Raw genomic sequence first — 25,783 nt, forward strand, 5'->3', positions numbered from 1 at the left:
CGTCGACCTCGTACGGGGCCCCGACGCGCTCATGGGCGCCGTACGACGACTCGTCCAGGACATGGTCGTCGTCACCACGTTGGAGGAGGCCGAGGAGCTTGTCGGCGCACACCCCGGGCTGACCGCCGTGACGGCGGAGGGTGACCTCCTGGGCGTCCATTTCGCGCACGGTGGCTCAGCCGGGGCGCCCAGCCTGCTGGAGGTGCGGGCATCCGTCGACGAGGCGGCCGCCGAGCTTGCCGAACTGGCCGTACGGTGCGACGAACTGGCCGACGCGCAGCGCCGGGCGACCGGCCGCCGTACCGAATGCGTCGCCCTCGTAGAGGAGTTGGGGGAGCGGAGGCGGGCCGCCGACCGGGAGAAGTCCGCCGTGTCCGGCCAGTTGGGGCGGCTCGCCGGCCAGGCCAGGGGCGCCGCGGGCGAGGCCGAGCGAACCTCCGCGGCCACCGCGAAAGCCCAGGACGCGCTGGACCGGGCCGCCGAGGAGGCGGAGGAGCTGGCGGAGCGCCTGCTCGTCGCCGAGGAGGCACCCGCCGAGGAGGAGCCCGATACGTCCGTACGGGACCGGCTCGCCGCCGACGGGGCGAACGCCCGGCAGACCGAGATGGAGGCGCGGCTCCAGGTCCGTACCCACGAGGAGCGCGTCAAGGGACTCGCAGGCCGCGCGGACTACCTCGACCGGGGCGCCCGCGCCGAGCGCGAGGCACGGGCCCGCGCGGAGCAGCGGCGGGCCAGACTGCGCCACGAGGCGGCCGTGGCAGGCGCCGTCGCCTCCGGCGCGAGACAGTTGCTGGCGCACGTGGAGGTGTCGGTCGTACGCGCCGACGAGGAACGCACTGCGGCCGAGGCGGCCAAGGCGGGCCGTGAACAGGAGCTGGTCGCGGAGCGGAACCAGGGGCGCGACCTCAAGAACGAACTCGACAAGCTCACCGACTCGGTGCACCGGGGCGAGGTCCTGGGCGCCGAGAAGCGGATGCGGATCGAGCAGCTGGAGGCGAAGGCCCTGGAAGAACTGGGCGTCGAGCCCGCCGGCCTGATCGCCGAGTACGGCCCGGACCAGCTCGTACCGCCGTCCCTGCCCGCCGAGGGCGAGGAGTTGCCGGAAGACCCCGAGGACCCGCGCAATCAGCCCCGGCCGTACGTACGGGGCGAGCAGGAGAAGCGGCTCCGGTCGGCCGAACGGGCGTATCAGCAACTCGGAAAGGTGAATCCGCTCGCACTGGAGGAGTTCGCGGCGCTGGAGGAGCGGCACAAGTTCCTCTCCGAGCAGCTCGAAGACCTCAAGAAGACCCGCACCGATCTGCTCCTGGTCGTCAAGGAGGTCGACGAGCGGGTCGAGCAGGTCTTCACGGAGGCGTACCGGGACACGGCCCTTCAGTTCGAGGGCGTCTTCTCGCGCCTCTTCCCCGGGGGCGAGGGACGCCTCATCCTTACGGATCCCGACAACATGCTCACCAGTGGCGTGGACGTGGAGGCCCGGCCGCCCGGCAAGAAGGTCAAGCGGCTGTCCCTGCTGTCGGGCGGCGAGCGGTCGCTGACCGCCGTGGCGCTGCTGGTGTCGATCTTCAAGGCGAGGCCGAGCCCGTTCTACGTGATGGACGAGGTCGAGGCCGCCCTGGACGACACCAACCTCCAGCGGCTGATCCGGATCATGCAGGAGCTCCAGGAGAGTTCTCAGCTGATCGTGATCACGCACCAGAAGCGGACGATGGAGGTCGCCGACGCGCTGTACGGCGTCTCCATGCAGGGTGACGGCGTCTCCAAGGTGATCAGTCAGCGCCTGCGCTGAGCGCCGCCGCTCCCCTTCCTCGACTCCACTGAACGGCCACCGTCAGGTGGTGGGCCCTGCGGAGCTGTTCCCCACTGGAGGGGTTTTCCACCCATGCCCGGTGCCGCTTCCGGGCGGCCCCGGGAGCTCCATGTGACGAGCACAGCGCAGTCGCCGCGGTCCGGCGGCCCACAGACCCGTCCGGAGCACATGGGCCATGTCATCTTCATCACGGCGGCGGCCGCCACGGGCGGCTTCCTCTTCGGCTACGACAGCTCCGTCATCAACGGCGCCGTCGAGGCCATCAGGGACCGTTTCGACATCGGCTCCGGGGCGCTGGCCCAGGTGATCGCCGCCGCCCTGATCGGCTGCGCCATCGGCGCCGCGACGGCGGGCCGGATCGCCGACCGGATCGGCCGTATTCACTGCATGCAGATCTCGTCCGTGCTGTTCACCATCAGCGCCGTCGGCTCCGCGCTGCCCTTCGCGCTCTGGGACCTCGCCATGTGGCGGGTCATCGGCGGCTTCGCCATCGGGATGGCCTCCGTCATCGGCCCCGCGTACATCGCGGAGGTCTCGCCGCCCGCGTACCGCGGCCGGCTCGCCTCGTTCCAGCAGGCGGGGATCGTCACCAGCGCGGCGAGATCGGCGGCTTGGAGGCCTGGCAGTGGATGCTCGGTGTCATGGTCGTCCCGACGCTCCTCTACGGCCTGCTCTCCTTCGCGATCCCCGAATCGCCCCGATTCCTGGTCTCCGTCGGCAGGAACAGCGCGGCCAAGGGGGTGCTGGCCGAGGTCGAGGACAAGAACGTCGACCTGGACGCGCGGGTCCGGGAGATCGAGCTCAACCTCCGTAAGGAGGACAAGCCGACGTTCAAGGACCTGCTCGGCAGGGTGGGCTTCCTGCCAGTCGTCTGGATCGGCATCGGTCTCTCCGCGCTCCAGCAACTCGTCGGCATCAACGTGATCTTCTACTGCAGCGCGTCTCTGTGACAGTCCGTCGGCATCGATCCCACCAGCTCGTTCTTCTACTCGTTCACCACGTCGATCATCAACATCATCGGCACCGTCATCGCGATGGTCTTCGTCGACCGGATCGGCCGCCGGCCGCTCCTGCTGATCGGCTCCGTCGGTATGACGGTCTCGCTGGCCCTGGCGGCTTGGGCGTTCTCGTACAAGAGCGGCAGCGGCACCAACATCTCCATCCCCAGCACGCAGGGCACCGTGGCGCTCATCGCCGCCCACTCCTTCGTGCTCTTCTTCGCGCTGTCGTGGGGCGTCGTCGTCTGGGTGCTGCTCGGCGAGATCTTCCCCGGCAGGGTCCGGGCCGCCGCGCTCGGCGTCGCCGCGTCGGCGCAGTGGATCGCCAACTGGGCCGTCACCGTCACGTTCCCGACCCTTTCGGACTGGGATCTCTCGAGCGCGTACGTGATCTACTCCGCCTTCGCCCCGCTCTTGATCTTCTTCATCCTGAAGTGGATTCCCGAGACCAAGGGCAAGGCACTGGAGGAGATGGGCTGACCCGCCTCGGGGCGGCCCCGTTCCGGGGATTTCCCGCCCCGCCGGGGCCCGGAATCTCCCCATCGGCATAAGCCGGCCACCGCCTGCGAAGATGACGTGGTGGACATCGTCATTCTCGCCGTAGTCATCGCCCTGGTCGCTGTCGGCGTGATCAGCGGGCTCGTGGTCAGCAGCCGCAAGAAGAAGCAGCTGCCGCCCTCGGCACCGTCGAGCACGCCGACCATCACGACCCCGCCCGCGGAGCCGCACGTCGGCGACGAGTCGGGGCCGCCGCGGGAGGAAACCCGCCGCACCATCGAGGAGGTGGGCCTCCCCGACGCGGCCGACGCGACCGCGACGCCGCCCGCCGTCGAGGATCCGGTTGTGGCCGCTCCGCCCGTGGCGATCGAGGTCCCGGAACCGTCCGCGGGCCGTCTGGTCAGACTGCGGGCCCGGCTCGCCCGCTCGCAGAACACCCTCGGCAAGGGACTGCTCACGCTGCTGTCGCGCGAGCACCTCGACGAGGAGACGTGGGAGGAGATCGAGGAAACCCTGCTCACCGCCGACGTCGGTGTCGCGCCGACGCAGGAGCTGGTGGACCGGCTCCGTGAACGGGTCAGGGTGCTCGGTACGCGTACGCCCGACGAGCTGCGCACGCTGCTGCGCGAGGAACTGCTCGCGCTGCTCCGTACGGACTTCGACCGCGCCGTGAAGACCGAGAGCGGTCTGGACACCCCGGGTGTCGTGATGGTCGTCGGCGTCAACGGCACCGGCAAGACGACGACGACGGGCAAGCTGGCGCGCGTACTGGTGGCCGACGGCAGGTCGGTCGTGCTCGGCGCCGCCGACACCTTCCGCGCCGCCGCGGCCGATCAGCTCCAGACGTGGGGCGAGCGCGTGGGCGCTCGTACGGTGCGCGGCCCCGAGGGCGGCGACCCGGCGTCGATCGCCTTCGACGCGGTCAAGGAGGGCATCGCCGAGGGGGCGGATGTCGTCCTCATCGACACGGCGGGGCGGCTGCACACCAAGACCGGGCTGATGGACGAGCTCGGCAAGGTCAAGCGCGTCGTGGAGAAGCACGGTCCGCTGGACGAGGTGCTGCTGGTCCTGGACGCGACGACGGGGCAGAACGGCCTCGTACAGGCGCGGGTGTTCGCCGAGGTCGTGGACATCACCGGCATCGTGCTGACGAAGCTGGACGGTACGGCCAAGGGCGGCATCGTGATCGCGGTCCAGCGCGAGCTGGGTGTGCCGGTCAAGCTGATCGGACTGGGCGAGGGTCCTGACGACCTGGCGCCGTTCGAGCCGGAGGCGTTCGTCGACGCGCTGATCGACGGCTGAGAGGCGCCGTACGAGAGACGGCGTACGAGGCGCTGAACGGGGCGCTGTACGAAGAAAGGGCCCTTCCGCGTGGTGAGCGTGCGGTGGGGCCCTTCGTACGGAGGCGACGGGGCGCGGCAGGCGATGCCACGGCGGGCCGGGAGTCGGGGGGCTCAGTCGCAGACCGGCGAGCGGTGGCAGACGTACGCCAGGGTGCCGAGCAGCAGCCGCGCCTGCGGCGGGTCGGCCGCCGTGTCCAGGACCGGCGGCCGGAGCCAGCGGACGGGCCCGAGGCCGCCGAGATCGGACGGCGGGGCGGTGACATGGTCGCCCGCGCCGAGCCCGCGCAGATCGAGACCGGCGTCGTCCCAGCCCATCCGGTAGAGCAGTTGGGGCAGTTCGGCCGCGGCGCCCGGTGCGACGAAGAAGTGCGCCCGCCCCGTCGGCGTGGCGGCGACGGGGCCCAGCGGCAGCCCCATCCGCTCCAGCCTGACCAGAGCGCGACGGCCCGCCGGTTCGGCGACGTCGATGATGTCGAAGGTGCGCCCCACGGGCAGCAGCACGGCCGCGCCCGGGGTCTCGGACCAGGCCTTGGCTGCATCGTCCAGCGTGGCGCCGGCGGGGACTTCAAGCGCCGGGTCCAGCGGATGCGCGCCCGGTGCGCGGCACCCGGCGGCGCCACAGGAGCAGCGGCCCGCCGCGGCCCGTGCGCCGGGGACGACGTCCCAGCCCCAGAGTCCGGTGTACTCGGCCACCGTCGTGCACTCGGTGCTGCGGCTGCGGCGCCGTGAACCGGACCGCATCTCCCGGATTCCGCCGATCGTGAAGCCCATGCACCCTCCAACGGGTCGAACTCGTGGGTAGTTACGATGCGGAGCCCTGTCGTGACCCTCCGTCGGCATCCCGTTTCTTGTCCGGATTCTTCGGTCTTTCTTCGGCCTCGCACGCGCCTCGCGTCGGCGGCGCCAGGTGGCGCTCGGGGTGGTGCGACCGACGTCCGCGCGCCTCCGTGTGCAACGCTCCACCTGTTCGTGATCGTCGCCTGTCAAGTGAATCGCGCCTGGCCGCAGGCGAGTTCATTCGAAGGGGTGGCGAATGGTGGCGTTTACGGAACGGCCCTCGCGGGAGGGGTGATCGTAGGATTACTTTGAGTATGCGAACGGTAGGAAGTCACACGTTCGTGGTTATGCCGCGGGCAACTCGGTTTCCTGTTCGAAGGAGCGCAATCTCCGGACAGAGGACCGTAACTGACGGCATTCTGGTGGAAGTTCGCGCGACAGGGCTTCAGCGGATGGGGGCATTCCAGTGGGCGGCAGTGGCGCAGACGGTTCGGCTACCGGCAAGCGCCCGAACGAGCAGTTGAGCTCGTGGTTCAGGCGCAGCGGCTGGTCCAAGGGCGAGCTCGCGCGCCAAGTGAACCGCAGGGCCCGCCAGATGGGCGCCCACCACATCAGTACCGACACCTCCCGGGTACGCCGCTGGCTCGACGGTGAGCAGCCCCGGGAGCCCATCCCGCGTATCCTCTCGGAGCTGTTCTCCGAGCGCTTCGGCGCCGTCGTCGCGGTCGAGGATCTCGGACTGCGCTCCGCGCACCAGTCGCCCTCGGTCTCCGGTGTCGATCTGCCCTGGGCCGCTCCCCAGACCATCTCCCTGATCAGTGAGTTCTCCCGCAGCGATCTGATGCTGGCCCGGCGCGGCTTCCTGGGGACGTCGCTCGCGCTCGCCGCCGGACCCGCCCTCATCGAGCCGATGCAGCGCTGGCTGGTGCCCGCCTCGCCGGGCGACCAGGACGGCGCGGCCGCGGCCGCCGTGCGCCGCCCCTCCCGGCTCTCCGCGCCGGAGCTGGACCTCCTGGAGTCCACCACGGTGATGTTCCGTCAGTGGGACGCGCAGTGCGGCGGCGGCCTGCGGCGCAAGGCCGTCGTGGGTCAGCTCCACGAGGTGACGGACCTGCTCCAGGAGCCGCAGTCCGACGTCACCGCGCGGCGCCTGTTCAGGTGCGCGGCCGAACTGTCCGAGCTGGCCGGCTGGATGAGCTACGACGTGGGCCTCCAGCCCAACGCCCAGAAGTACTTCGTCCTGGCCCTGCACGCCGCCAAGGAGGCGGGGGACAAGGCCCTCGGGTCGTACATCCTCTCCTCCATGAGCCGTCAGATGATCCATGTCGGCCGCCCCGACGACGCCTTGGAGCTCATCCATCTCGCGCAGTACGGCGGCAGGGGGTGCGCCACGGCCCGTACGCAGTCGATGCTGTACGCGATGGAGGCGCGGGCCTACGCCAACATGGGGCAGCCCGGCAAGTGCAAGCGGGCGGTGCGGATGGCGGAGAACACCTTCGCCGACGCGGGGGACGACGGCGAGCCGGAGCCGGACTGGATCCGGTTCTTCTCCGAGGCCGAGCTCAACGGGGAGAACGCGCACTCCTACAGAGACCTGGCCTACGTGGCCGGGCGCAGCCCGACGTACGCCTCGCTCGCCGAGCCGGTGATGACGCGCGCCGTCGAGCTTTTCGAGAAGGACGAGGTGCATCAGCGGTCGTACGCGCTGAACCTCGTCGGGATGGCCACCGTCCACCTCCTCAAGAGGGAGCCCGAGCGGTCCACGCCGTTGATCAAGGAGGCGCTGGACATCGCCAAGAAGGTGCGCTCCGAGCGGGTCAACACGCGACTCCGCAGGACGGTGACCGCGGCCACCAGGGACTTCGGGGACGTCTCCGAGATCAGCCAGCTCACCGAGCAGCTCACGGAGGAGATCCCGGAGGCGGCGGAAGCGGTCTGAGCGGCCCCTGAACGCCCTCCGTGGGACGCCCGCGGGCTTCCCCGGCGCGCGGTGCTGGTTGGAGGGCTTCCGGCTGCGGCGTCCGCCCCGTACAAGCCGACACGGCTTCCCCGCTCCAGGTCGCCGGGTGGGTGTCGCGGCCGGATTCTGCCATCACCGCACCCCGCGACACGGCAGTTCATCCAGGCGTAACACCCCGGACCACTTCGTCACTGGCGCGAAACATCGGGCGGCATCGACCGAAATGCCCCCACGTCAATCTCCTCACCACTAGTCGGCCCACTGAAGTAAGAGCATCCGCACGGGCCGTATTTCCCACCCACGAGGAGACGCCGGCCTTGAATGGCGCAGATACCGCATTCGTATTGATCAGTGCCGCGCTCGTCATGCTGATGACGCCCGGCCTGGCCTTCTTCTACGGCGGCATGGTCCGGGTGAAGAGCGCCCTGAACATGCTCATCATGTCCTTCATCTCGCTCGGCATCGTCAGCGTGCTGTGGGTGCTCTACGGGTACTCGCTCACGTTCGGTGACGACATCGGTGGAGGACTGCTCGGCAACTTCGACCACATCGGTCTGAAGGGCATCACCGCCGAGACGCTCACGGGCGGCACCGAGGGAATCCCCGTCTACGCCTTCGCCCTGTTCCAGCTGATGTTCGCCGTACTGACTCCGGCGCTCATGAGTGGTGCACTCGCCGACCGCGTCAAGTTCACCGCCTGGGCGCTGTTCATCGCCCTCTGGGTCACCGTCGTCTACTTCCCGGTCGCGCACTGGGTGTGGCAGGCCGACGGCTGGCTCTTCAAGCTGGAAGTGATCGACTTCGCCGGTGGTACGGCGGTCCACATCAACGCCGGTGTCGGAGCACTCGCCGCGGTGCTTGTCGTCGGCAAGCGCATCGGCTTCAAGAAGGACGCGATGCGGCCCCACAACCTGCCGCTGGTGGTCCTCGGTGCCGCGCTGCTGTGGTTCGGCTGGTTCGGCTTCAACGCCGGCTCCGCCCTCGCCGCCAACGGCACGGCCGCCGTCATGGCCTTCAACACGCAGATCGCCACCGGCGCGGCCATGCTCGGCTGGCTGATCTACGAGCGCATCAGGCACGGCGCGTTCACCACCCTCGGCGCGGCCTCAGGAGCCATTGCCGGTCTTGTGGCGATCACCCCGTCCGGCGCGCACGTCAACCCGTTCGGCGCGCTGCTCATCGGCGTCGTCGCGGGAGCGGCCTGCTCGTGGGCCGTCAGCCTCAAGTACAAGCTGGGCTACGACGACTCGCTCGACGTGGTCGGCGTCCACCTCGTCGGCGGCGTCATCGGCACCCTGCTCGTCGGAGTCCTCGCCATCGACGGCGTCGGCGGCGCCTCGCAGCTCGGCAAGCAGGCGGTCGGCGCCTTCTCGGTGATGGCGTACTCCTTCGTCGTCTCCTGGATCCTGGCCAAGATCGTCGACGTCACCATCGGCTTCCGGGCCTCCGAGGACGACGAGACCAGCGGTGTGGACATGGCATTCCACGCGGAATCCGCCTACGACTTCAGCGCGGTGGGAGGCTCGCCCTCGGGCCGAAGCAGTGTGACCGCTCCGGACAAGGACTTCGCCGCCGCGGCGCAGAACAAGAAGGTGGACGTATGAAGCTCATCACCGCAGTCGTCAAGCCACACCGACTGGACGAGATCAAGGAGGCCCTCCAGGCCTTCGGCGTCCAGGGCCTGACGGTCACGGAAGCAAGCGGCTACGGCCGGCAGCGCGGCCACACCGAGGTCTACCGGGGCGCGGAGTACACCGTCGACCTCGTACCGAAGATCCGCATCGAGGTGCTGGTCGAGGACGGGGACGCCGATGAGCTCATCGAAGTCGTCGTGAAAGCCGCCAGGACAGGCAAGATCGGCGATGGCAAGGTGTGGAGCGTGCCGGTGGACACGGCGGTCCGGGTACGTACGGGGGAACGCGGCCCGGACGCCCTCTGACACCGACACGGTCCGATGCCAGCGCGTGCTCGGTGAGCGGGCACGCTCTGGCGCCGGGCGCACTCCGTCGAGGAGTGCGCCCGGCGCCGCTCGCGTTCCGGGGACGGGGCGCGAGCCGGCGCCCAACTCGTGACAACGTCGCGCGAGTTGTGACACCGAGCGCGCTCGGAGACGGGACGCGCAGCGAAACCGGGCGTCCCGCACGCGGGACGCCCGCCGAAAGACGGGACCTGCCGGGTGACCACCCCTGAACAGACGACCGGACAACCGGACCCCGGACCCAGCGGTTACGCGGCGGCCCGGCTGCGCCTTCTCCACGAGAAGACGCGGTCCGGGCCGCCGCGCCGCGCCGCCCTGGCACGCCTCACGGACGACTGGCTGCACGCGCTGTTCACCGCAGCGGTCCGCGAGGTCGGCGTCCAGGGCGCGGCCCTCGTCGCCGTCGGTGGCTACGGACGCGGTGAACTGTCCCCCCGTAGCGACCTCGACCTTCTCCTCCTGCACGACGGGGGCTCCGACGCCGCGGCCATCGCCGCGCTCGCGGACCGCGTCTGGTACCCCGTGTGGGACCTCGGGCTCGCCCTCGACCACTCCGTACGTACGACGGCCGAGGCCCGTAAGACCGCCGGCCAGGACCTCAAGGTGCAACTCGGGCTCCTCGACGCCCGCCACATCGTCGGCGACCCGGCGCCCACCGCGGCCCTGCGCACCGCCGTGCTCGCCGACTGGCGCAACCAGGCCCCCAAACGCCTTCCCGAACTCGACGAGCTCTGCCGCGAACGCGCGGAGCGCCAGGGCGAGCTGCAGTTCCTTCTCGAACCCGACATCAAGGAGGCACGGGGCGGGCTCAGGGACGCCACCGCGCTCCGCGCCGTCGCCGCGTCCTGGCTGGCCGACGCTCCCCGCGAAGGACTTGCCGACGCCCGCCGCGCGCTCCTCGATGTACGCGACTCCCTGCACCTGACCACGGGCCGCGCCACCGATCGGCTCGCCCTCCAGGAGCAGGACGGCGTCGCCGCGGACCTCGGCATCGCCGACGCCGACGAACTCCTGCGGCAGGTCTACGAAGCGGCGCGGACCGTGTCGTACGCCTCCGACGTCACCTGGCGCGAGGTCAACCGCGTCCTGCGCTCCCGCGCCGCCCGCCCCCGGTTCCGTGCCCTCCTCGGCGGCAACAGGCCCGCCCCGGAGCGGACGCCGCTCGCCGAAGGCGTCGTGGAGCAGGACGGCGAGGCCGTACTCGCCAGGACGGCGCGTGTCGAACGCGACCCCGGGCTGCCGCTGCGCGCCGCTGCCGCCGCCGCCCAGTCCGGGCTGCCGATCTCGCCGTACGTCGTCCGACGGCTCGCCGCCGCGCAGCCGCTGCCCGTGCCGTGGCCCGCCGCGGTGCGTGAGGAATTCGTCACGCTGCTCGGCGCGGGGGAGCCGACCGTCGATGTGTGGGAAGCGTTCGAGGCCGAAGGGCTCATCACCCGCCTCATCCCCGAGTGGGAGCGCGTCCGTTGTCGCCCCCAGCGCAACGCCGTGCACACCTGGACCGTGGACCGCCACCTCGTCGAGACGGCGGTCGAGGCGTCCGCGTTCACCCGGCGCGTGAGCCGCCCCGACCTGCTCCTGGTCGCCGCCCTGCTCCACGACATCGGCAAGGGCCTGCCCGGCGACCACTCCGAGGCCGGCGAGCCCGTCGCGCGCTCCGTCGCCCTGCGGATCGGCTTCGACCGGGCCGACGCGGATGTCGTCGCCACGCTCGTACGCCACCATCTGCTGCTCGTCGAGACGGCCACGCGGCGCGACCTGGACGATCCGGCCACCGTCAGCTCCGTCGCCGAGAAGGTCGACTCGCTGTCCACCCTCGAACTGCTCCACGCGCTCACCGAGGCCGACGCGCTCGCCACCGGTCCCGCCGCCTGGTCCACCTGGCGCGGATCGCTCGTCACGGACCTCGTCGGCCGCGTCGCAGCGGCCCTCGCGGGCAAGGCACCGGCCGTACCGCGCCCCGTGGTGACCAGCGCCGAGCAGGAACGCCTCGCCGTCGAGGCGCTGCGCACCGGCGGCCCCGTCCTGTCCCTCCACGCCCAGCCGGAACCTCCTCAGGAGGACGACGAACCGGAGCCGGTCGGCGTCGAACTGCTCATCGCCCTGCCCGACCGCCCCGGCGTCCTGCCTGCCGCCGCCGGAGTCCTCGCGCTGCACCGTCTCACCGTGCGGGCCGCCGATCTGCGCATCGTCGAACTGCCCACCGCGCTCGGCGAGGCCTCCGACGTCCTGCTGCTGAGCTGGCGGGTCGCGGCGGCGTACGGGTCCCTGCCCCAGGCGACGCGGCTGCGCGCCGACCTCGTGCGCGCCCTGGACGGTTCGCTCGACATCCGGTCCCGCCTCGCGGAGCGCGAGGCCGCCTATCCCCGGCGGCGCGGCACACAGGCCCCGCCGCCCCGTGTGACGGTGGTGCCGGGCAGCTCGGAGCTCGCCACCGTCATCGAAGTACGCGCGCAGGACGCCCCCGGCCTGCTGCACCGGATCGGGCGGGCGCTGGAGGAGGCGGCGGTACGGGTCCGCAGCGCGCACGTGTCCACGCTGGGCGCGAACGTGGTGGACACCGTGTACGTCACGCGCGCCGACGGGGCCCTCCTGACGGACGGGGAGGCCACGACGGTCGCGAAGATCGTGGAGGAGGCCCTGCGCGGCTGACCACGTGGGTCGCGGAGCGGCGCGGACAGCCGTCGTACGGGGCGGTGCGACGCCGCGGTGGGGGGCGGTGCGACGCCGCGGCGGAGGGCCCCGTACAGGCATTCATACCGGGCAGGGCCCCCCGCGTTCGCCCGGCCGGATACCCTGGAGAGCAATCCACCCTGCCCCCGACCCCTGAGGACCTACGAGCGCCGTGTTCGATACCCTCTCCGATCGCCTCTCAGCGACGTTCAAAACCCTCCGCGGCAAGGGGCGACTGTCCGAGGCGGACATCGACGCCACCGCACGCGAGATCCGCATCGCGCTCCTCGAGGCGGACGTCGCGCTCCCCGTGGTCCGAGACTTCACCGCGAAGGTGAAGGAGCGGTCGCGCGGGGAGGAGGTCTCGCGGGCGCTCAACCCCAGCCAGCAGATCATCAAGATCGTCAACGAGGAGCTCGTAGGCATCCTCGGTGGCGAGACGCGGCGCCTGCGCTTCTCCAAGCAGCCGCCGACCGTGATCATGCTCGCGGGTCTCCAGGGCGCGGGCAAGACGACCCTCGCGGGCAAGCTGGGCCTCTGGCTCAAGGGTCAGGGCCACTCCCCGCTGTTGGTCGCCTGTGACCTGCAGCGCCCCAACGCCGTGAACCAGCTCTCCGTCGTCGCCGAACGCGCGGGCGTCTCGGTGTACGCCCCCGAGCCCGGCAACGGCGTCGGCGACCCGGTCAAGGTCGCCAAGGACTCCATCAAGTACGCGAAGGACCGGGTCCACGACGTCGTCATCGTCGACACCGCCGGTCGTCTCGGCATCGACGAGGAGCTGATGCGGCAGGCCGCGGACATCCGCGACGCCGTCAGCCCCGACGAGGTCCTGTTCGTCGTCGACGCGATGATCGGCCAGGACGCGGTCAACACCGCGGAGGCCTTCCGTGACGGCGTCGGCTTCGACGGCGTCGTCCTGTCGAAGCTCGACGGCGACGCCCGCGGCGGCGCCGCGCTCTCCATCGCGCACGTCACCGGCAAGCAGATCATGTTCGCCTCCAACGGCGAGAAGCTGGACGAGTTCGACGCGTTCCACCCGGACCGCATGGCGTCCCGCATCCTCGGCATGGGCGACATGCTCAGCCTCATCGAGAAGGCCGAGCAGACCTTCAGCCAGGCCGAGGCCGAGAAGATGGCCCAGAAGCTGGCGAAGGGGCCCAAGGAGTTCACGCTCGACGACTTCCTGGCGCAGATGGAACAGGTCCGGAAGATGGGCTCCATCTCGAAGCTGCTCGGGATGCTGCCCGGCATGGCGCAGATGAAGGACCAGATCAGCAACATCGACGAGCGGGACGTCGACCGTACCGCCGCGATCATCAAGTCCATGACGCCGGGCGAACGGCACGAGCCGACCATCATCAACGGCTCACGCCGGGCGCGAATCGCCAAGGGTTCGGGCGTCGAGGTCAGCGCCGTGAAGAGCCTGGTGGAGCGGTTCTTCGAGGCTCGCAAGATGATGTCGAAGATGGCGCAGGGCGGCGGCATGCCGGGCATGCCGGGCGCTCCGGGCTCGGGTGGCGGCCCCGGCAGGCAGAAGAAGCAGCAGAAGCAGGCCAAGGGGAAGCAGCGCTCCGGCAACCCGATGAAGCGCAAGGCCGAGGAGCAGGCCGCCGCGGTGCGGCGCGAGGAGGCGGCGCAGGCGGGTGGCGCGTTCGGCCTCCCGGCGGCCGAGGCGGACAAGAACTTCGAACTGCCCGACGAGTTCAAGAAGTTCATGGGCTGACACCCCTCGGGCGCGGCCGGGTGGTCGGCCGAGCAGCGTCGCTCCCGTCGTCAGAGCCTCGGCGTCCAGGCCGAGGGCCACCGCGGCCGTTGCCCCGACGTCCGCCAATGTGGCGGCGTCCGGCAGGAGTTCGATCCCCACGGCGTCCGGCCGGTGGATCAGAACGGGGACGTACTCGCGTGTGTGGTACGCGTGGCCGATCGTCGGGTCGTTGCCGTGGTCGGCCGTGACGATCAGACGGTCGCCCGGCGCGGTGAGCAGCCCCATCAGCTCGGCGAGCCCGGCGTCGACCTGCTCCAGGACGATCCCGTAGCGCCCCGTGTCCTGCTGGTGCCCCGCGAGATCGGTCTCCTGGACGTTCGCGACCACGAGGCCGCCCTGCCCGCCCCGTACCGCCGCCAACGTGTGCTCCAGCACCTCCGCCGTCGCGACCGCAGGGCGCCGTACTGCGGCCTCGCACGCCAGGATGTCCGCCGCCTTGCCGACGAGGGTGACCGAGAGGCCCGCGCGGGCGGCGACGTCGGGCAGTTGTCCGGTGTGGTCGAGATCCACGCCCAGATGCCGCACCTGGAGCCCGCCGTTGCGGTAGAAGCCGGTGGCCGGTGTGTCCAGCCCGACGGTGCCGCCGTCACCCTCACGTACGTACGTGGAGAGCGCCCCGTCCGCGTGGCCGCCGACGGCGATCACGCGGGCGACCGGCGCCACCGCCCGCACCGTACGGGCGATGGAGAGGACGCGGTCGAAGGACAGGTCGTCGAGCCGGCCGGAGGCGTTCCAGTTGATGCCGGGGTCGGCCTCCAGGTTGTCGTGGACCAGTACGGCGCCGTCGACGAGTAGGAGCGGTCGGCCCGGCAGGGGCTCGACCAGGTGTCCCGCCGACTTCAGCGCGCCGCTCACCTCGTCGAGATGCCCGGCGAGCGGGGCCACCGTGACCCGGCTGAAGTCCGCGCCCATCATGGTCTGATGCCCGGCGAAGGTGTCCGCCCCGGGGTAGCCGAGTGCGGCCCGGCCTGCGGCGACGGGGCGGCCGGTCCGTCGGGCGAGATCCGGGTGCGGGTGGACGAGGCCCAGGCCCAGCGCCCCGAGTGCCGGGAGGCGGAGCGGTCGGCCCAGTGAGGCGCGGCAGTGGTCGAGGACATGCCCGCAGGTGTCGGCGGTGAGATCGCCGGGGCGCAGTGCTCCCACGTCCGGCATGGCGCCGACACCGAATCCGTCGATGACGAGGATCACGGTGGTGCTCATGGCTGTGGCTCCTTATCGGGCCCGGCCCTGGGCGTCGTAGAGGCCGGTCAGCCGGGGTTCTCCGGTGGAGAGCCCGGCGACGACCGCGACGGTCGAGCGGGTGACGAAGATCTGGGTACGGAAGGCGAGTACGGCGGTGTCCCCGACCTCAACGTCCGCGGCGTGGGTGGGGCGTTGGAGCAATCGGTAGTAGTCGATGTTCTCCGCGGGAGCGTCCTGTACGGGCAGGCGCAGCCCGGTCCGCGGCAGCAGGGCGTCGTTGATGCGGGCGCGCGGGTAGAAGCCGCCACCGTGGATCGCCGGCCGTCCGTCGGCGAGCGTGTGGGCGACCTCGCTGACGTACACGTAGGCGGGCCGTTCAGGCTGTTGGTGGTCGAGCGCGTGCAGCGGGGTCGTCCCGGTCAGGGCGTGCCCCGGCTCACCGTGTGTGGCGCCCAGCTCGGCGAGGAGGGGGAGGGTGGCCATGGAGGTGGCACTCGGGGCGCTGAGCTTCAACCCCTCGTGCCCGCGCGCGGACAGCAACTCGCGCGCCGTGGTCGCGAGTTGGAAGTTCTGTGTAGGGGCCGGTGCGCCGGTCAACGGATCGCACAGGACACAGGGGAACGCGGTGACGCCCGCGATCCTGATGCCCGGCAGCGCCTCGGCCGCCGCCGCGAAGTCGTCCAGCCCGGCGAGCGGTACGCCGCCCTCCTGCCCCGGATAGACCTTGTCGGTGCCCTCAAGACGTACGAGAACGTCCTGGACGAAGCCGAGCTGCCTGGCGGCGTCCGAGACGGCACGCGCGTTGGCCAGGTCGAACACGGTCACCGTCTCCGGCCGCCAGCCGAGCATCTCGGGCAGCTGACGGGGCGGAATCTGTACGAGATGGCCGAGGTTGCCTGCCCGTGCGCCCGCTTCGTGCAGCAGCCGCGCCTCGTACGGATCGATCGCAGCGAACCGGGGGATGTGGCGGGCGATCGCCCGGATCAGCGCCGGATTGCGGCCGATCTGCTTGACCACGAACCAGAGCGACAGACCGAGCCGTTCGGCCTCGCCGGCCAGCAACGCGGCGTTGGCCTCCACGGCGTCGGCGTCGATCACGTACGAATCGGGTGGGACGGTGCCGGAGTTGTGCAGCGAGACCGCCACGTCGACGAGCTCGGGGTTGCGGGCCAGGACGGCGTCCAGGAACACGTTCAGTCCTTCAGGTCGTGCAGCGAACGGCGGAGGATCTCGATCACCAGATCGGCGCCGGCCCGCATGGGGTTGATCCGCACGGTCCGGTCGGCGAGCTCCGGAGCGTCGTCGAGGGACGAGCTGGACATCCGGTAGAAGAGCGGGGCGATCTCGTAGCGGGAGTTGGAGCCTACGGGGTACGGCGCGGCGCCGTGCCGCGCCGCAGCGGCGGGCAGTTCACGCGCGACGGGGCGGTCCAGACGTACGAGCAGACAGCGGTCCTGCGCGTTGGCGATCCGTACCTCCGCCACACCGGGCACCTCCCCGGCGGCGAGCCGGTCGGCGATCTCGGCCCCGACCTGCGACTGCACGGCCCACATGACGGGGACGTGGGTGAGGGCGCGCAGCGCGTCGAGCGCCTGGTGGCCCTGCACCTGACCGCCGCCGGAGTAGTTGTCGGCGCGTACGCGCTTCACGATGTCGGCCGCCCCGACGACGGCGCCGACCCCTTCGGGCCCGTGCAGTTTGAACAGCGAGAAGCACGAGACGTCGGCGCCCAGCTCAACTCCGCACAACGGGGCGCGCATCACCGCGTAGTTGTCGTCCACGATCGTGCGCACCCCGGCGGCGCGGCAGGCCGCGAGGACATCCCCCGCGTCGTACGAGTCGGCGAGCCGCTGCCGGCTGTGCTGGACGTACGTCCACCCGAATTCACCCGAGTCCAGGGCCTCACGGAGCTCCGCGCCGTCGTTGAAGTCCGCCTCGACGGTGCGGACTCCGAGCCCCCGCAGGGTCACCGCGGTCGTGCGGTAGACCGGTGCCCGGTGGATCAGCAGGGGGGCACCGGGGCCGACGGCGCCTTGCAGCGCGGCCCGGATGGCACCCGTACCCGCGCCCTGCACCAGCGCGGCGTCCTCGGCGCCGAAGAAGTCGGCCAGCACCGACTCGACCCGCGCGGTGGTACGGGGCCGGCCCAGGTCCGGCACCACACCCGCGTCCGCCTCGAAGAGCTGCTGACCCTCGAAGCGCGCGGCGACGCACTCCAGCAGCCTGAACTGCATCCGGACCGCGTCGTCCAGCGGGATCGTCGCCAGCGGGAAGGTCCGTGGGAGTTGTACGGACATCTAGTGGTTCTCCTTCGTGTCCGCGCCGGTCAGGAACCGGAGCGGATTGCGCCGTGTCATCAGATCGATCAGGTCTTCGTCCACGCCGGCCGCGCGCACCCGGGGCAGGAAGGACCGGAAGAGATGCGCGTATCCCTGCCCGCCCGCCGACCGCAGATAAGAGTGCCGGGAGATGTCGCAGCTGAGCAGGACGCGATCGGCGTGGCCGGCCTCCAACAGCGCCAGCAGGAGGCGCAGCCGGGTGGTGTCGCTCTGGTAGCTCTCCTTGCCGACGGTGTCGAAGGCGACGTACGCGCCGCTCGCCGCCAGCTCACGGTGCACAGCAGGGGCGTCGAGCAGGTCCTGGTGGCCCAGCGAGATCCGGTGCGGGGGGAGACCTGCGCCGGTGAGCAGTTCCCACTGGGCGAGACCGCCGTGGCCGAGTTGGGCGTGGGTGGCCACCGACAGACCCGTGGCGACGGCGGCGTGCGCCGAGGCCAGCAGGACGCGCGTCTCGGCTTCGGTAGGCGTGTCTCCGTGGCTGCCGATCTCGCCGAGTACGCCGGGCCGGATTCCGGTGTCTCCGAATCCGGCGTCGATCTCCTGTACGAGGGTCGCGGTCAGTTCCTCGACGCTCGCCCCGTCGAGCTCCGCCGGGTGGAACGGTTCGTAGTACCAGCCCGTGGCGGCCACCACCGGCACCCCGGCCTCCGCGGAGATCCGGGCCAGGGCGCGCGGATGGCGGCCCATGCCGCGGCAGGTCAGCTCGATGACCAGGCCGAGGCCGTACTCCTCGCGCAGGGCCGCCAGTTCCGCGGTGACGGTGGGCCCGTGCCGGTCCGCGTCGAGAACCGCCGCACCCTCCCCGGAGCGGTCGAGATCGAGGACCAGGTGTTCGTGGGCGAGCGCGGGGCCGCGTACGGCGGAGACGGGCAACGGGCCGGTGACGGTGCGCAGATGGCGCGGCCGGCGCGCTTCGTCACCGGTGTCGTGCGCGGTGCCGGAGTCGGGGTACTGCATGGTGCCGGGGCCTTCCTGTGTGGTGCGCGTTCGCTACGGCGGTTCCCGTAGCGCCCCCTATCCCTTGATCGGCGTGAACAGATCCAGCCAGTAGAGGACGTTCAGCAGTACGCCGCCCACGATGACCGCGGCGGGCGCCGCCGCCATCCGCACCACGGGGCGGCCCATCGACTCGTTGAGCAGGTAGAGCCCGCCCACGATGAGGATGCCGAGGCCGCCTCCCATGACGTTGGCGGCCATCAGCGAACCGAAGAGGATGGCGAGCCCCAGGGCGTCGCCGATCGCGCTGCGCAGATGCTCGGAGGAGTCACGGACGCTGGGCAGCTTTCCGAGGACCTTGCCGATGGCGGAGAGCGCCAGCACCTCGATGGCGAAGACCGCGGCGCCGACGACGGCGGCGAGAAACGGGTTCGGCATGAGGTAGCCGATGGGGTAGACGAAGGTGAAGCCGGCGATCCCGTACGCGCCGGAGGCGAGGGCGGTCGTCGCGATCAGGGGTACGAAGCCGAACGCCCGGTAGAAGTCGACCTGGGCCGCCTCCGCGTAGTCGCCCTTGGCGATCAGGAAGCTCGTCGCCTCACCACCGCCGAACACATGCGACTGGGCCAGCACGCAGATGCCCGCCCCGAGCAGCATGAACAGCGGCAGATGGCGGCGCAGCCGCAGCGCGCTCGCGCTGAAGAGCGAGGCCATCGGATCCTCCGCGTCGTCCGCCGCCCCGTTCTTACCCTCCAGGGCAGAGCCGCCCGCCGCGGCCTTCGCAGCCTCGGCCCGGTCCAACTTCCGCTGCGCCATGTCCTTGTTGACGGCGAAGCCGATGAGCGTCAGGACTCCGACGGCCATCGCGATGGAGCCGGGGAAGATGTCGGGCCAGACCTTCATCGTCATCACGACGAGCGCCAGCTCGACGACCGCGGCTATCCCGCCCCGTAGCCGCCCGAACTGCTTGGTGATGGCGAGCACCGGAAAGAGCGTGAACAGGAACAGGATCGGCGTCGACATCTGCTGGAGCGCGGTCAGGAAGTCGACGGGCAGGTCGTGGGCGAGGCTGTTGGCCCCGTTGAGGCCGAACACGACCACGGCGCCCCACGCGCCGCCGAGCAGCGGTGCGATCCACTTCTTGGGCGACAGGATGCCCAGGATGTCGGTGGGCAGGAACACCAGCCACGGGTTCAGCACGCCGGTGGACAGCGCCATCGGGGCGCCGAGACCGAAGATGAAGCCGGCCGAGAGGCCGAAGGACACGGCGGTGGTCGCGTTGCGCGTGGACCGCCCCTGGATGAAGTCGAGCATGAAGGGGCGCACGCCGTCGTTGAAGACGGCCAGTGCCATATGAGAGATGAACGCGGTCAGCGCACACAGCGCTATCACGGTCAGTTGCTGTGCCAGCGAGAGATCGAGGTCGGTCGAACTCGCTGCGAGGACGCTGTTCACGGAATTCACTCCTCAGTGCCCGGCGGGGCTTGGCCCGGCGCGGGGTCTTACGAGGTCTGTCGAGCCCTTGCGGGTTCGTACGGGGCCGTCAGCCGCGTGCGGCGATGGCGCGGGCCATGAGCGGGGCGACCACATCGATCTGATCGATGGCGAAGCCGAAGACCTTCTTGCCTTCCGCCAGCAGGGCGTTCACCTCGTCCTCCGTGGGTACGGAGCGGCCGAAGGTGTGGCAGGCGGGTTTGCCGAGCAGTCCGACGAGTACGCCGAGGGAGGCGCCGGCGCCGGTATGGCAGGTGCCGAGGAAGTAGTCGGCCTGGCCGCCGCGGAGTTTCATCGCGGCGTCCATGTCGTTGGAGACCACGATCTCGATGCCGTCGAGGCCGAGCTTCTTGACGGTCTCGGTGACTTCGGCCTTGCCGACGCCGCCGGTGAGGATCTTCGTCATGGCTGGTTCCTTCTCATGTCTCGCGCCGTGGGGGCGAGTTCCGGTCGAGCAGGGCGAGGTGCAGTCCGAGGAAGTTGATCTCGGAGTCGGGAAGTGGCGCGCCGAGTTCCGATGCCGCGCGTACGGAGACGGCGCGGGCTCGCGCCACCGCGGCCGGGTGTCCGGCGAGTTCGGCGGCGATCTCGGTGTCGGTCGGGAATTCCGCGATCGGTTCTCCGTCGAGCAGCCTGGTGAGCGCCATCATGAGGTGACTGGTGAGGGTGCCGGCCGTCTCCTCGGTGACGGTGCGGCCCTCCGCGGCCAGGGCGTCCAGCTCGGCCGTCACGAACGCGGCGGCCTCGGGCCGGACTTGGCCACCCTCGCGGAACAGTTGAATGCGCAGGGCGAGCTGGTCATCCATGGCGGTTCCTTCCAGTTCGATACGACAGTAACCAGGATTTTGGATTTTGAGCAGAGGCTCGACTTCATTCCTCTCTTCGAGGTCCGGGGAGCGCCCGCCCCGTCAGGCGGGCCGGACGGTCAGTACGACGGGGCGCGCTCACCTCGCAGTACCTCGGCCTGGCAGGTGGTGATGAGCGACAGGTCGAGGGAGTCGCGCACGGCGCCGAGCGCTTTCGCCCCCTCGGTCCGGCCGATGATCGCGGCGCTGGAGTTGCGCAGCGACAGGTCGCGGGTGACCTCGTCGCCCAGCGGCAACACGTCCACGCCGGCGCCGAGCCGGTCCTGGACCTCGTCGAGGTTCCACAGGGTGGCGTCGACGCGGTCGTGCGCGAACAGGTCGCGCAGCTGCATGTACGACGCCTCGACCCACCTGATGTCCGCGCGTCCAGCGAAGACGCGCTCCGCGAGTATGCGCTGGTCCTCGGAGGCGTGGTCGACGGCGACCCGCAGTCCGTCGGTCTCCAGGGCCGCGCCGTGCCGCAGCAGCAGCCCGTGCGCTCCCACGTACGTCCCGGGCCCGAGGTCCGCGACCAGCTCCACGGGGCGCTCCTCGATCAGCCGGTCGGCGGCGAAGCGCGAGAGGACCACCAGGTCGACCTTGCCCTCGATCAGCGCGGTGGTGCGGGCCCCGGCGCCACGCATGAACGTGATCGCGAAGGGCGCCCCGGCCTGCTCGAACGCGGCGCGCAGCCCCGTGGCCAACCCCTCGTAACGGTGCGAGTAGGGCAGCGGCATGGCTGCCAGGAGCGTGCCGAGCCCCGAGAGTCGCCACAGGACCGAACGGTCGGAATCGACGAGGAACGTGCCGAGGTGGCCGCGTGCGGTCGTACGGATCGCGCCCGCCGTCTCCAGGAGCTGGAGCGCGGCCTGGACGGTGCCGTTGCCGACGCCCAGCTCCTCGGCGAAGTCGCGGACGCGGGGCAGGCGGGTGTCCGGTTCGTGGTTGAGCAGCAGGACGGCGAGCTGCCTGGCGGCGAGGCCGTTGCGGGTCAGGAAGCGTTCATCGAAGCCGGTCACAGATGGGACAGTAACCAGGATTCTGGATACTGACAAGGGTCTCGTGAGGGTGTCCTTCGCCGGGGCGCCGGTTCGTTCTTCCCGCTCGCCCGACTGCCGCTCGACGTGGTCCTCGGTACCAAGGGCGGCTCGCGGCCCGGACTGCGGCACGGGGCCACCCGTACCGCAGTCGCGGCGCCGTGGGCCCCGTGCTCAAGCCGTATAGGGCCCTGAGGGTCAGGGCGTGCGCGCGATCAGATAACGGAAGACGTTGGGCATCCATACGGTGCCGTCGTGCCGGACATGCGGGTGCAGGGCCTCCGTTATCTCCTTCTCCACCTGCGACTGATCCGTCGCCCGCACCGCGGCGTCGAACACCCCGGTCGACAGCAGCCCGCGCAGGGCGCTCTCCATCCCGGCGTAGCCGAAGGGGCAGGACACGCGCCCCGAACCGTCGGGCTTCAGCCCGGCCCGCGCCGCGACGTCCTCCAGGTCGTCCCTGCGCGGCGGACGGTAGCCGCCGCCCTTACGCAGTCGCTCGGTCAGCCGCCCCGCGATCCGCAGGACGCCGGAGGTCGCGCAGCGCTCCGGCGGCCCCCAGCCGGCGAGCACCACGGGTGTGCCGCGGTCCGCCATCGGTACCGCCTCCGCGAGCGCGGGGCCGAGACCGTCCGAATCGCCCGTGGCGACACCGATGGGCTGGAACGCCGTGATCACGTCGTAAGAAGGGCGTTCGGCCGCGGCGACGGCGGTCGCGGTCGCGCCGCTCGTCAGTACGCGCGCCAGGGTCCGGCCCGCGAACGCCCCCGACATCCCGGCCGCGGGCCTTCCCGGCGCCGCCGAGGATGCCGCGTGCGCCGTGGGGGGTGCGTCGTGGACGAGCCGCTCGCGGGCCAGTGCCACGCGTTCCTGGTCGGCGTCCACGCCGGTGACCTGGGCGCCCCTGCCGGTGGCGATCAGCAGGGCGAGTCCCGAGCCGCAGCCGAGGCCCAGCAGCCTGGTGCCGGGGCCCACCTCCAGCCGCTCGTACACCGCCTCGTAGAGCGGCACCAGCATCCGTTCCTGGATCTCGGCCCAGTCACGGGCGCGCTCGCACGCCTCTGTAGAAGGGTCTGTCGAGGCCGCGTTCACCTGCTGCTGGTGGTGCTGGACGAGCGTACGAGTCATGGATAGCGCCCCAATCCGGCGAGAGGTCCTTGTGCCCCGATTGACAGCCCCCGTGTACGTGCGCGCCTTCGTTCCCCGTATGCCAGAGAACTCCGCATCCGTGCCCGCGTCCAGTGGTTCGCGGGCAATCCTTGTGTGCTCCGGTCGTGCGCCCCGGCGCACGAAAAATCGCTCTCACCGGACGTTGTCGCCCTACGGTGCGAGCCTCCGCCGAATCGCCCCTGGCCGCGCCTCGTACGCCGCCACTCCGCCCGTGTGCGGAGCCCGCGCAGGCAAGGCGCAACGGCGTACGAGGGTCATGGACGGGCGTCGGTGGAGATTGGGCCGAAAGGGTGACGTCGCCGGGGCGTGATCCCTCAACTCCCCGTCACCCGCGCCGGTATCGGGTGAATCCGCGCGGGCTGCCCCGGTCGGGGCCGATGCCGGGGATCGGCGGCGCGCCCGTTAATGTCGTTCTTGTGGTCCCGCCCCGTATCGCCCTTCTACGGAGGCCTGAGCGGCGTGGACATCGAAGACGGTTGCCCGAACGGCCGTAGTGGCCGTGGGTTCGCTCTGGTGTACGTATTTCTCCTACGCGTCCAGACGTAGCCAGTGCTACGTACCGCCTTGTGGCGAGAAGCGAGGCTTCTCCGCAGATCTACGCACCCGCCCTCGTCGGGACGCATCAATGGCAACTGACGGGTACGTGCAAAATATTTGGGATGCCCCGGAATGGAACCCGGGAGCGTCCAGGCTCGTTGTTCACGACGTGAGCACGACACCACCTGTTCTCGCCGCAGAGCTGGCGCAGGCGTGGGCCGAGATTCAGCGGCACCACACCGAGCTGCCCGATCTTGCCGCGCCAGAGTCCCTGATCGGAGAGTCGTCGTCCGCCTGCGGCGCCGAGCTCTCCTTCGAGCGACTGCTTCATGAGGCAGTCCATGGCATCGCCGCCGCCCGGGGTGTCCGCGACACCTCCCGAGCAGGCCGCTACCACAACCGCCGATTCCTCGCGATCGCCGAGGAGTTGGGCCTGGACCATTCCGAGGAACCGCATCCCAGCAGCGGTTTCTCCCTGGTATCACTCAATCCCGAGGCGAGACGCCGCTATCGCCCCACCATCGAGCGACTCCAGCGCGCCCTCGCGGCGCACACGGTCGCGACGACGTCCGACACCGAGCGCAGCTTCCGCGGCCCCGCCGCGCGGCACGGCTCGTCGGGTGGCGGGGTGCGCGTGAAGGCGGTCTGCGACTGCGGCCGTAACGTGCGCGTGGTTCCGTCGGTCCTCGCCCAGGCCCCGATCGTGTGCGGCGGCTGTGGCAAGCCGTTCCGCATTCCGGAAGTGGTCGCCGCTGCGAGCTGAGCACCACCCGCTGCCCGCCCGGCCCCGGAGCCGTCTCCGTCAGGAGCCGCCCCCGGTCGGGCGGGGCGCGGCGCGCCCGAGGCGTGTGGCACAATGACCAGCTGTACTCGACAGTCGCATAGGACCCCTCTCTCCTCCGGCTGACGCGTCCATCGGGCACACGAGTACCGCAACCCCACGCGGCATGTCGATGTGCCCAACCACGTCAAGATCCAGGAGAGACCACTTCCGTGGCAGTCAAGATCAAGCTGAAGCGTCTGGGCAAGATCCGTTCGCCTCACTACCGCATCATCGTCGCCGACTCCCGCACCCGCCGTGACGGCCGGGCCATCGAGGAGATCGGCCTGTACCACCCGGTGCAGAACCCGTCGCGTATCGAGGTCGACTCGGACCGCGCGCGTTACTGGCTGTCCGTCGGCGCCCAGCCGACCGAGCCGGTTCTCGCGATCCTCAAGCTCACGGGCGACTGGCAGGCGCACAAGGGCCTGCCCGCGCCGGCGCCGCTGCTCCTGCCGGAGCCGAAGGCCGACAAGCGTGCCCTCTTCGAGGCCCTCACCAAGGATGGCGACGAGCCCAAGGGTGATGCCATCACCCCGAAGGCGAAGAAGGCCGACAAGAAGGCGGACGAGGCTGACGCCGCTGCTTCGGCGCCCGCCGCTGAGCCGACCGAGGCCTGAGCATGCTCGAGGAGGCTCTCGAGCACCTCGTGAAGGGCATCGTCGACAACCCGGACGATGTGCAGGTCGCCTCGCGCACCCTGCGCCGTGGCCGTGTGCTCGAGGTACGGGTTCATCCCGACGACCTCGGCAAGGTGATCGGCCGCAACGGCCGCACCGCACGCGCCCTGCGCACCGTCGTGGGTGCGATCGGCGGCCGTGGTATCCGCGTCGACCTCGTCGATGTGGATCAGGTCCGCTGACAGAGTTGTGAACCGGCACGGGCCGGGGAGGGCCATGGCCCTCCCCGGTCTTTGTCGTCTTCGCGGCGCGGACGCGGAACGCCGTGGCGCCGCTCCGCCGCCACCAATGCCGGAGAAGTCGCAGAAGTCGCAGAAGTTGGAGAACAGGGGCGTGTGCAAGTGCAGTTGGTAGTCGCGCGGATCGGCCGTGCCCACGGCATCAAGGGCGAGGTCACCGTCGAGGTGCGTACGGACGAGCCCGAGCTGCGACTCGGCCCCGGAGCCGTACTCGCCACCGAACCGGCCTCCACGGGCCCCCTGACGATCGAGACCGGCCGGGTGCACAGCGGCAGGCTGCTGCTGCGTTTCGCCGGGGTGAGCGACCGTACGGGCGCCGAGGCCCTGCGCAACACCCTGCTCATCGCCGAGGTGGACCCGGAGGACATGCCGGAGGACCCGGACGAGTACTACGATCACCAGCTCATGGACCTGGACGTCGTCCTGGCGGACGGTACCGAGGTCGGGCGGATCACCGAGATCACTCACCTTCCGTCGCAAGACCTGTTCATCGTGGAGCGGCCCGACGGCACCGAGGTCATGATCCCCTTCGTCGAGGAGATCGTCACCGAGATCGACCTGGTCGAGCAGAGGGCCGTGGTCGACCCGCCGCCCGGCCTCATCGACGACAACGCAGTGGTCGCCGGCACCAAGGGCGAGGACACCGAGGGCACCGACAGCGCCGGTCCCGACGGCGCGGGCAAGGGCGAGTCGTCATGACGTCCG

At 70.8% G+C, this 25,783-nt stretch carries 20 protein-coding genes and 2 pseudogenes; 12 read left to right on the forward strand and 10 right to left on the reverse strand.

The genetic code is table 11. The annotated features are described in order from the left end of the window. From P3L51_RS09645 to ftsY, 3 genes and pseudogenes are all read left to right on the forward strand, one after another. Positions 1-1,789, forward strand: a 1,789-nt coding sequence (locus P3L51_RS09645; protein WP_354604694.1) for an AAA family ATPase, incomplete at its 5' end; no start/stop codon positions are given. 132 nt (positions 1,790-1,921) lie between these two features. Then, positions 1,922-3,288, forward strand: a pseudogene (locus P3L51_RS09650) (sugar porter family MFS transporter). A gap of 99 nt (positions 3,289-3,387) precedes the next feature. Beyond that, on the forward strand, positions 3,388-4,608 hold the full coding sequence (gene ftsY, locus P3L51_RS09655; RefSeq protein ID WP_354604695.1) for a signal recognition particle-docking protein FtsY: 1,221 nt from the start codon (positions 3,388-3,390) through the stop codon (positions 4,606-4,608). 152 nt (positions 4,609-4,760) lie between these two features. On the opposite strand, the gene P3L51_RS09660 is transcribed toward ftsY, so the two are convergent. Continuing rightward, on the reverse strand, positions 4,761-5,420 hold the full coding sequence (locus P3L51_RS09660; protein ID WP_354604696.1) for a bifunctional DNA primase/polymerase: 660 nt from the start codon (positions 5,418-5,420) through the stop codon (positions 4,761-4,763). Positions 5,421-5,892: 472 nt separating this feature from the next. On the opposite strand from P3L51_RS09660, the gene nsdA reads away from it, so the two are divergent. From nsdA to ffh, 5 genes are all read left to right on the forward strand, one after another. Further along, positions 5,893-7,365 (forward strand): transcriptional repressor NsdA, encoded by a 1,473-nt coding sequence (nsdA, locus tag P3L51_RS09665; RefSeq protein ID WP_354604697.1) that lies wholly within the window; start codon positions 5,893-5,895, stop codon positions 7,363-7,365. Positions 7,366-7,703: 338 nt separating this feature from the next. Beyond that, positions 7,704-8,990, forward strand: a complete 1,287-nt coding sequence (locus P3L51_RS09670; protein WP_354604698.1) for an ammonium transporter — start codon at positions 7,704-7,706, stop codon at positions 8,988-8,990. Beyond that, positions 8,987-9,325 carry a P-II family nitrogen regulator gene (locus P3L51_RS09675; RefSeq protein ID WP_023538375.1) on the forward strand — a complete coding sequence of 113 codons (339 nt, stop codon included), beginning with the start codon at positions 8,987-8,989 and terminating at the stop codon, positions 9,323-9,325. Before P3L51_RS09670 ends, P3L51_RS09675 begins: the two co-directional genes overlap by 4 nt. Positions 9,326-9,562: 237 nt before the next feature. Next, the gene (locus tag P3L51_RS09680; protein ID WP_354604699.1) at positions 9,563-12,013 is read left to right on the forward strand and encodes a [protein-PII] uridylyltransferase; all 2,451 of its coding nucleotides are present in this window, start codon (positions 9,563-9,565) and stop codon (positions 12,011-12,013) included. Between the two features lie 193 nt (positions 12,014-12,206). Beyond that, complete coding sequence (gene ffh, locus P3L51_RS09685; RefSeq protein ID WP_354604700.1) at positions 12,207-13,757, forward strand: signal recognition particle protein; 1,551 nt, start codon at positions 12,207-12,209, stop codon at positions 13,755-13,757. A 33-nt stretch (positions 13,758-13,790) separates the two neighbouring features. On the opposite strand, the pseudogene P3L51_RS09690 reads toward ffh, so the two are convergent. The 9 genes and pseudogenes from P3L51_RS09690 to P3L51_RS09730 form a co-directional block, all read right to left on the reverse strand. Continuing rightward, positions 13,791-14,999 (reverse strand): annotated as a pseudogene (locus P3L51_RS09690) (phosphopentomutase); the annotation flags it as partial. Positions 15,000-15,011: 12 nt separating this feature from the next. Next, positions 15,012-16,172, reverse strand: coding sequence for an alanine racemase (locus P3L51_RS09695; protein ID WP_354604701.1), 1,161 nt, complete (start codon positions 16,170-16,172; stop codon positions 15,012-15,014). Between the two features lie 2 nt (positions 16,173-16,174). Further along, positions 16,175-17,278, reverse strand: a complete 1,104-nt coding sequence (locus P3L51_RS09700) for an aminotransferase class V-fold PLP-dependent enzyme (RefSeq protein WP_354604702.1) — start codon at positions 17,276-17,278, stop codon at positions 16,175-16,177. Next, positions 17,279-18,277 carry a phosphotriesterase family protein gene (locus tag P3L51_RS09705; RefSeq protein ID WP_354604703.1) on the reverse strand — a complete coding sequence of 333 codons (999 nt, stop codon included), beginning with the start codon at positions 18,275-18,277 and terminating at the stop codon, positions 17,279-17,281. 57 nt (positions 18,278-18,334) lie between these two features. Next, a complete protein-coding gene (locus P3L51_RS09710; RefSeq protein WP_354604704.1) occupies positions 18,335-19,711 on the reverse strand; it encodes a YhfT family protein in 1,377 nt (458 codons plus the stop codon). An 88-nt stretch (positions 19,712-19,799) separates the two neighbouring features. Further along, on the reverse strand, positions 19,800-20,156 hold the full coding sequence (locus P3L51_RS09715) for a DUF2620 domain-containing protein (protein WP_354604705.1): 357 nt from the start codon (positions 20,154-20,156) through the stop codon (positions 19,800-19,802). Between the two features lie 13 nt (positions 20,157-20,169). Next, positions 20,170-20,556: a transcriptional antiterminator gene (locus P3L51_RS09720; protein ID WP_354604706.1), complete on the reverse strand. Its 387-nt coding sequence runs from the start codon at positions 20,554-20,556 to the stop codon at positions 20,170-20,172. A gap of 119 nt (positions 20,557-20,675) precedes the next feature. Beyond that, positions 20,676-21,614, reverse strand: a complete 939-nt coding sequence (gene yhfZ / locus P3L51_RS09725; protein WP_354604707.1) for a GntR family transcriptional regulator YhfZ — start codon at positions 21,612-21,614, stop codon at positions 20,676-20,678. Positions 21,615-21,830: 216 nt separating this feature from the next. After that, complete coding sequence (locus P3L51_RS09730; RefSeq protein ID WP_354604708.1) at positions 21,831-22,760, reverse strand: methyltransferase domain-containing protein; 930 nt, start codon at positions 22,758-22,760, stop codon at positions 21,831-21,833. A gap of 748 nt (positions 22,761-23,508) precedes the next feature. On the opposite strand from P3L51_RS09730, the gene P3L51_RS09735 reads away from it, so the two are divergent. The 4 genes from P3L51_RS09735 (at position 23,509) to rimM (ending at position 25,777) form a co-directional block, all read left to right on the forward strand. Further along, entirely contained in the window at positions 23,509-24,102 is a 594-nt protein-coding gene (locus tag P3L51_RS09735; RefSeq protein ID WP_147878267.1) for a hypothetical protein, read from the forward strand. A gap of 230 nt (positions 24,103-24,332) precedes the next feature. Continuing rightward, positions 24,333-24,779: a 30S ribosomal protein S16 gene (gene rpsP, locus P3L51_RS09740; RefSeq protein ID WP_354604709.1), complete on the forward strand. Its 447-nt coding sequence runs from the start codon at positions 24,333-24,335 to the stop codon at positions 24,777-24,779. Between the two features lie 2 nt (positions 24,780-24,781). Then, positions 24,782-25,021, forward strand: a complete 240-nt coding sequence (locus P3L51_RS09745; protein ID WP_003980229.1) for an RNA-binding protein — start codon at positions 24,782-24,784, stop codon at positions 25,019-25,021. A gap of 159 nt (positions 25,022-25,180) precedes the next feature. Further along, positions 25,181-25,777: a ribosome maturation factor RimM gene (gene rimM, locus P3L51_RS09750; RefSeq protein WP_354604710.1), complete on the forward strand. Its 597-nt coding sequence runs from the start codon at positions 25,181-25,183 to the stop codon at positions 25,775-25,777. The last annotated feature ends 6 nt before the right edge of the window (positions 25,778-25,783 follow it).

The sequence above is a fragment of the Streptomyces panacea genome (genome assembly GCF_040560175.1).
Taxonomy (GTDB): domain Bacteria; phylum Actinomycetota; class Actinomycetes; order Streptomycetales; family Streptomycetaceae; genus Streptomyces; species Streptomyces panacea.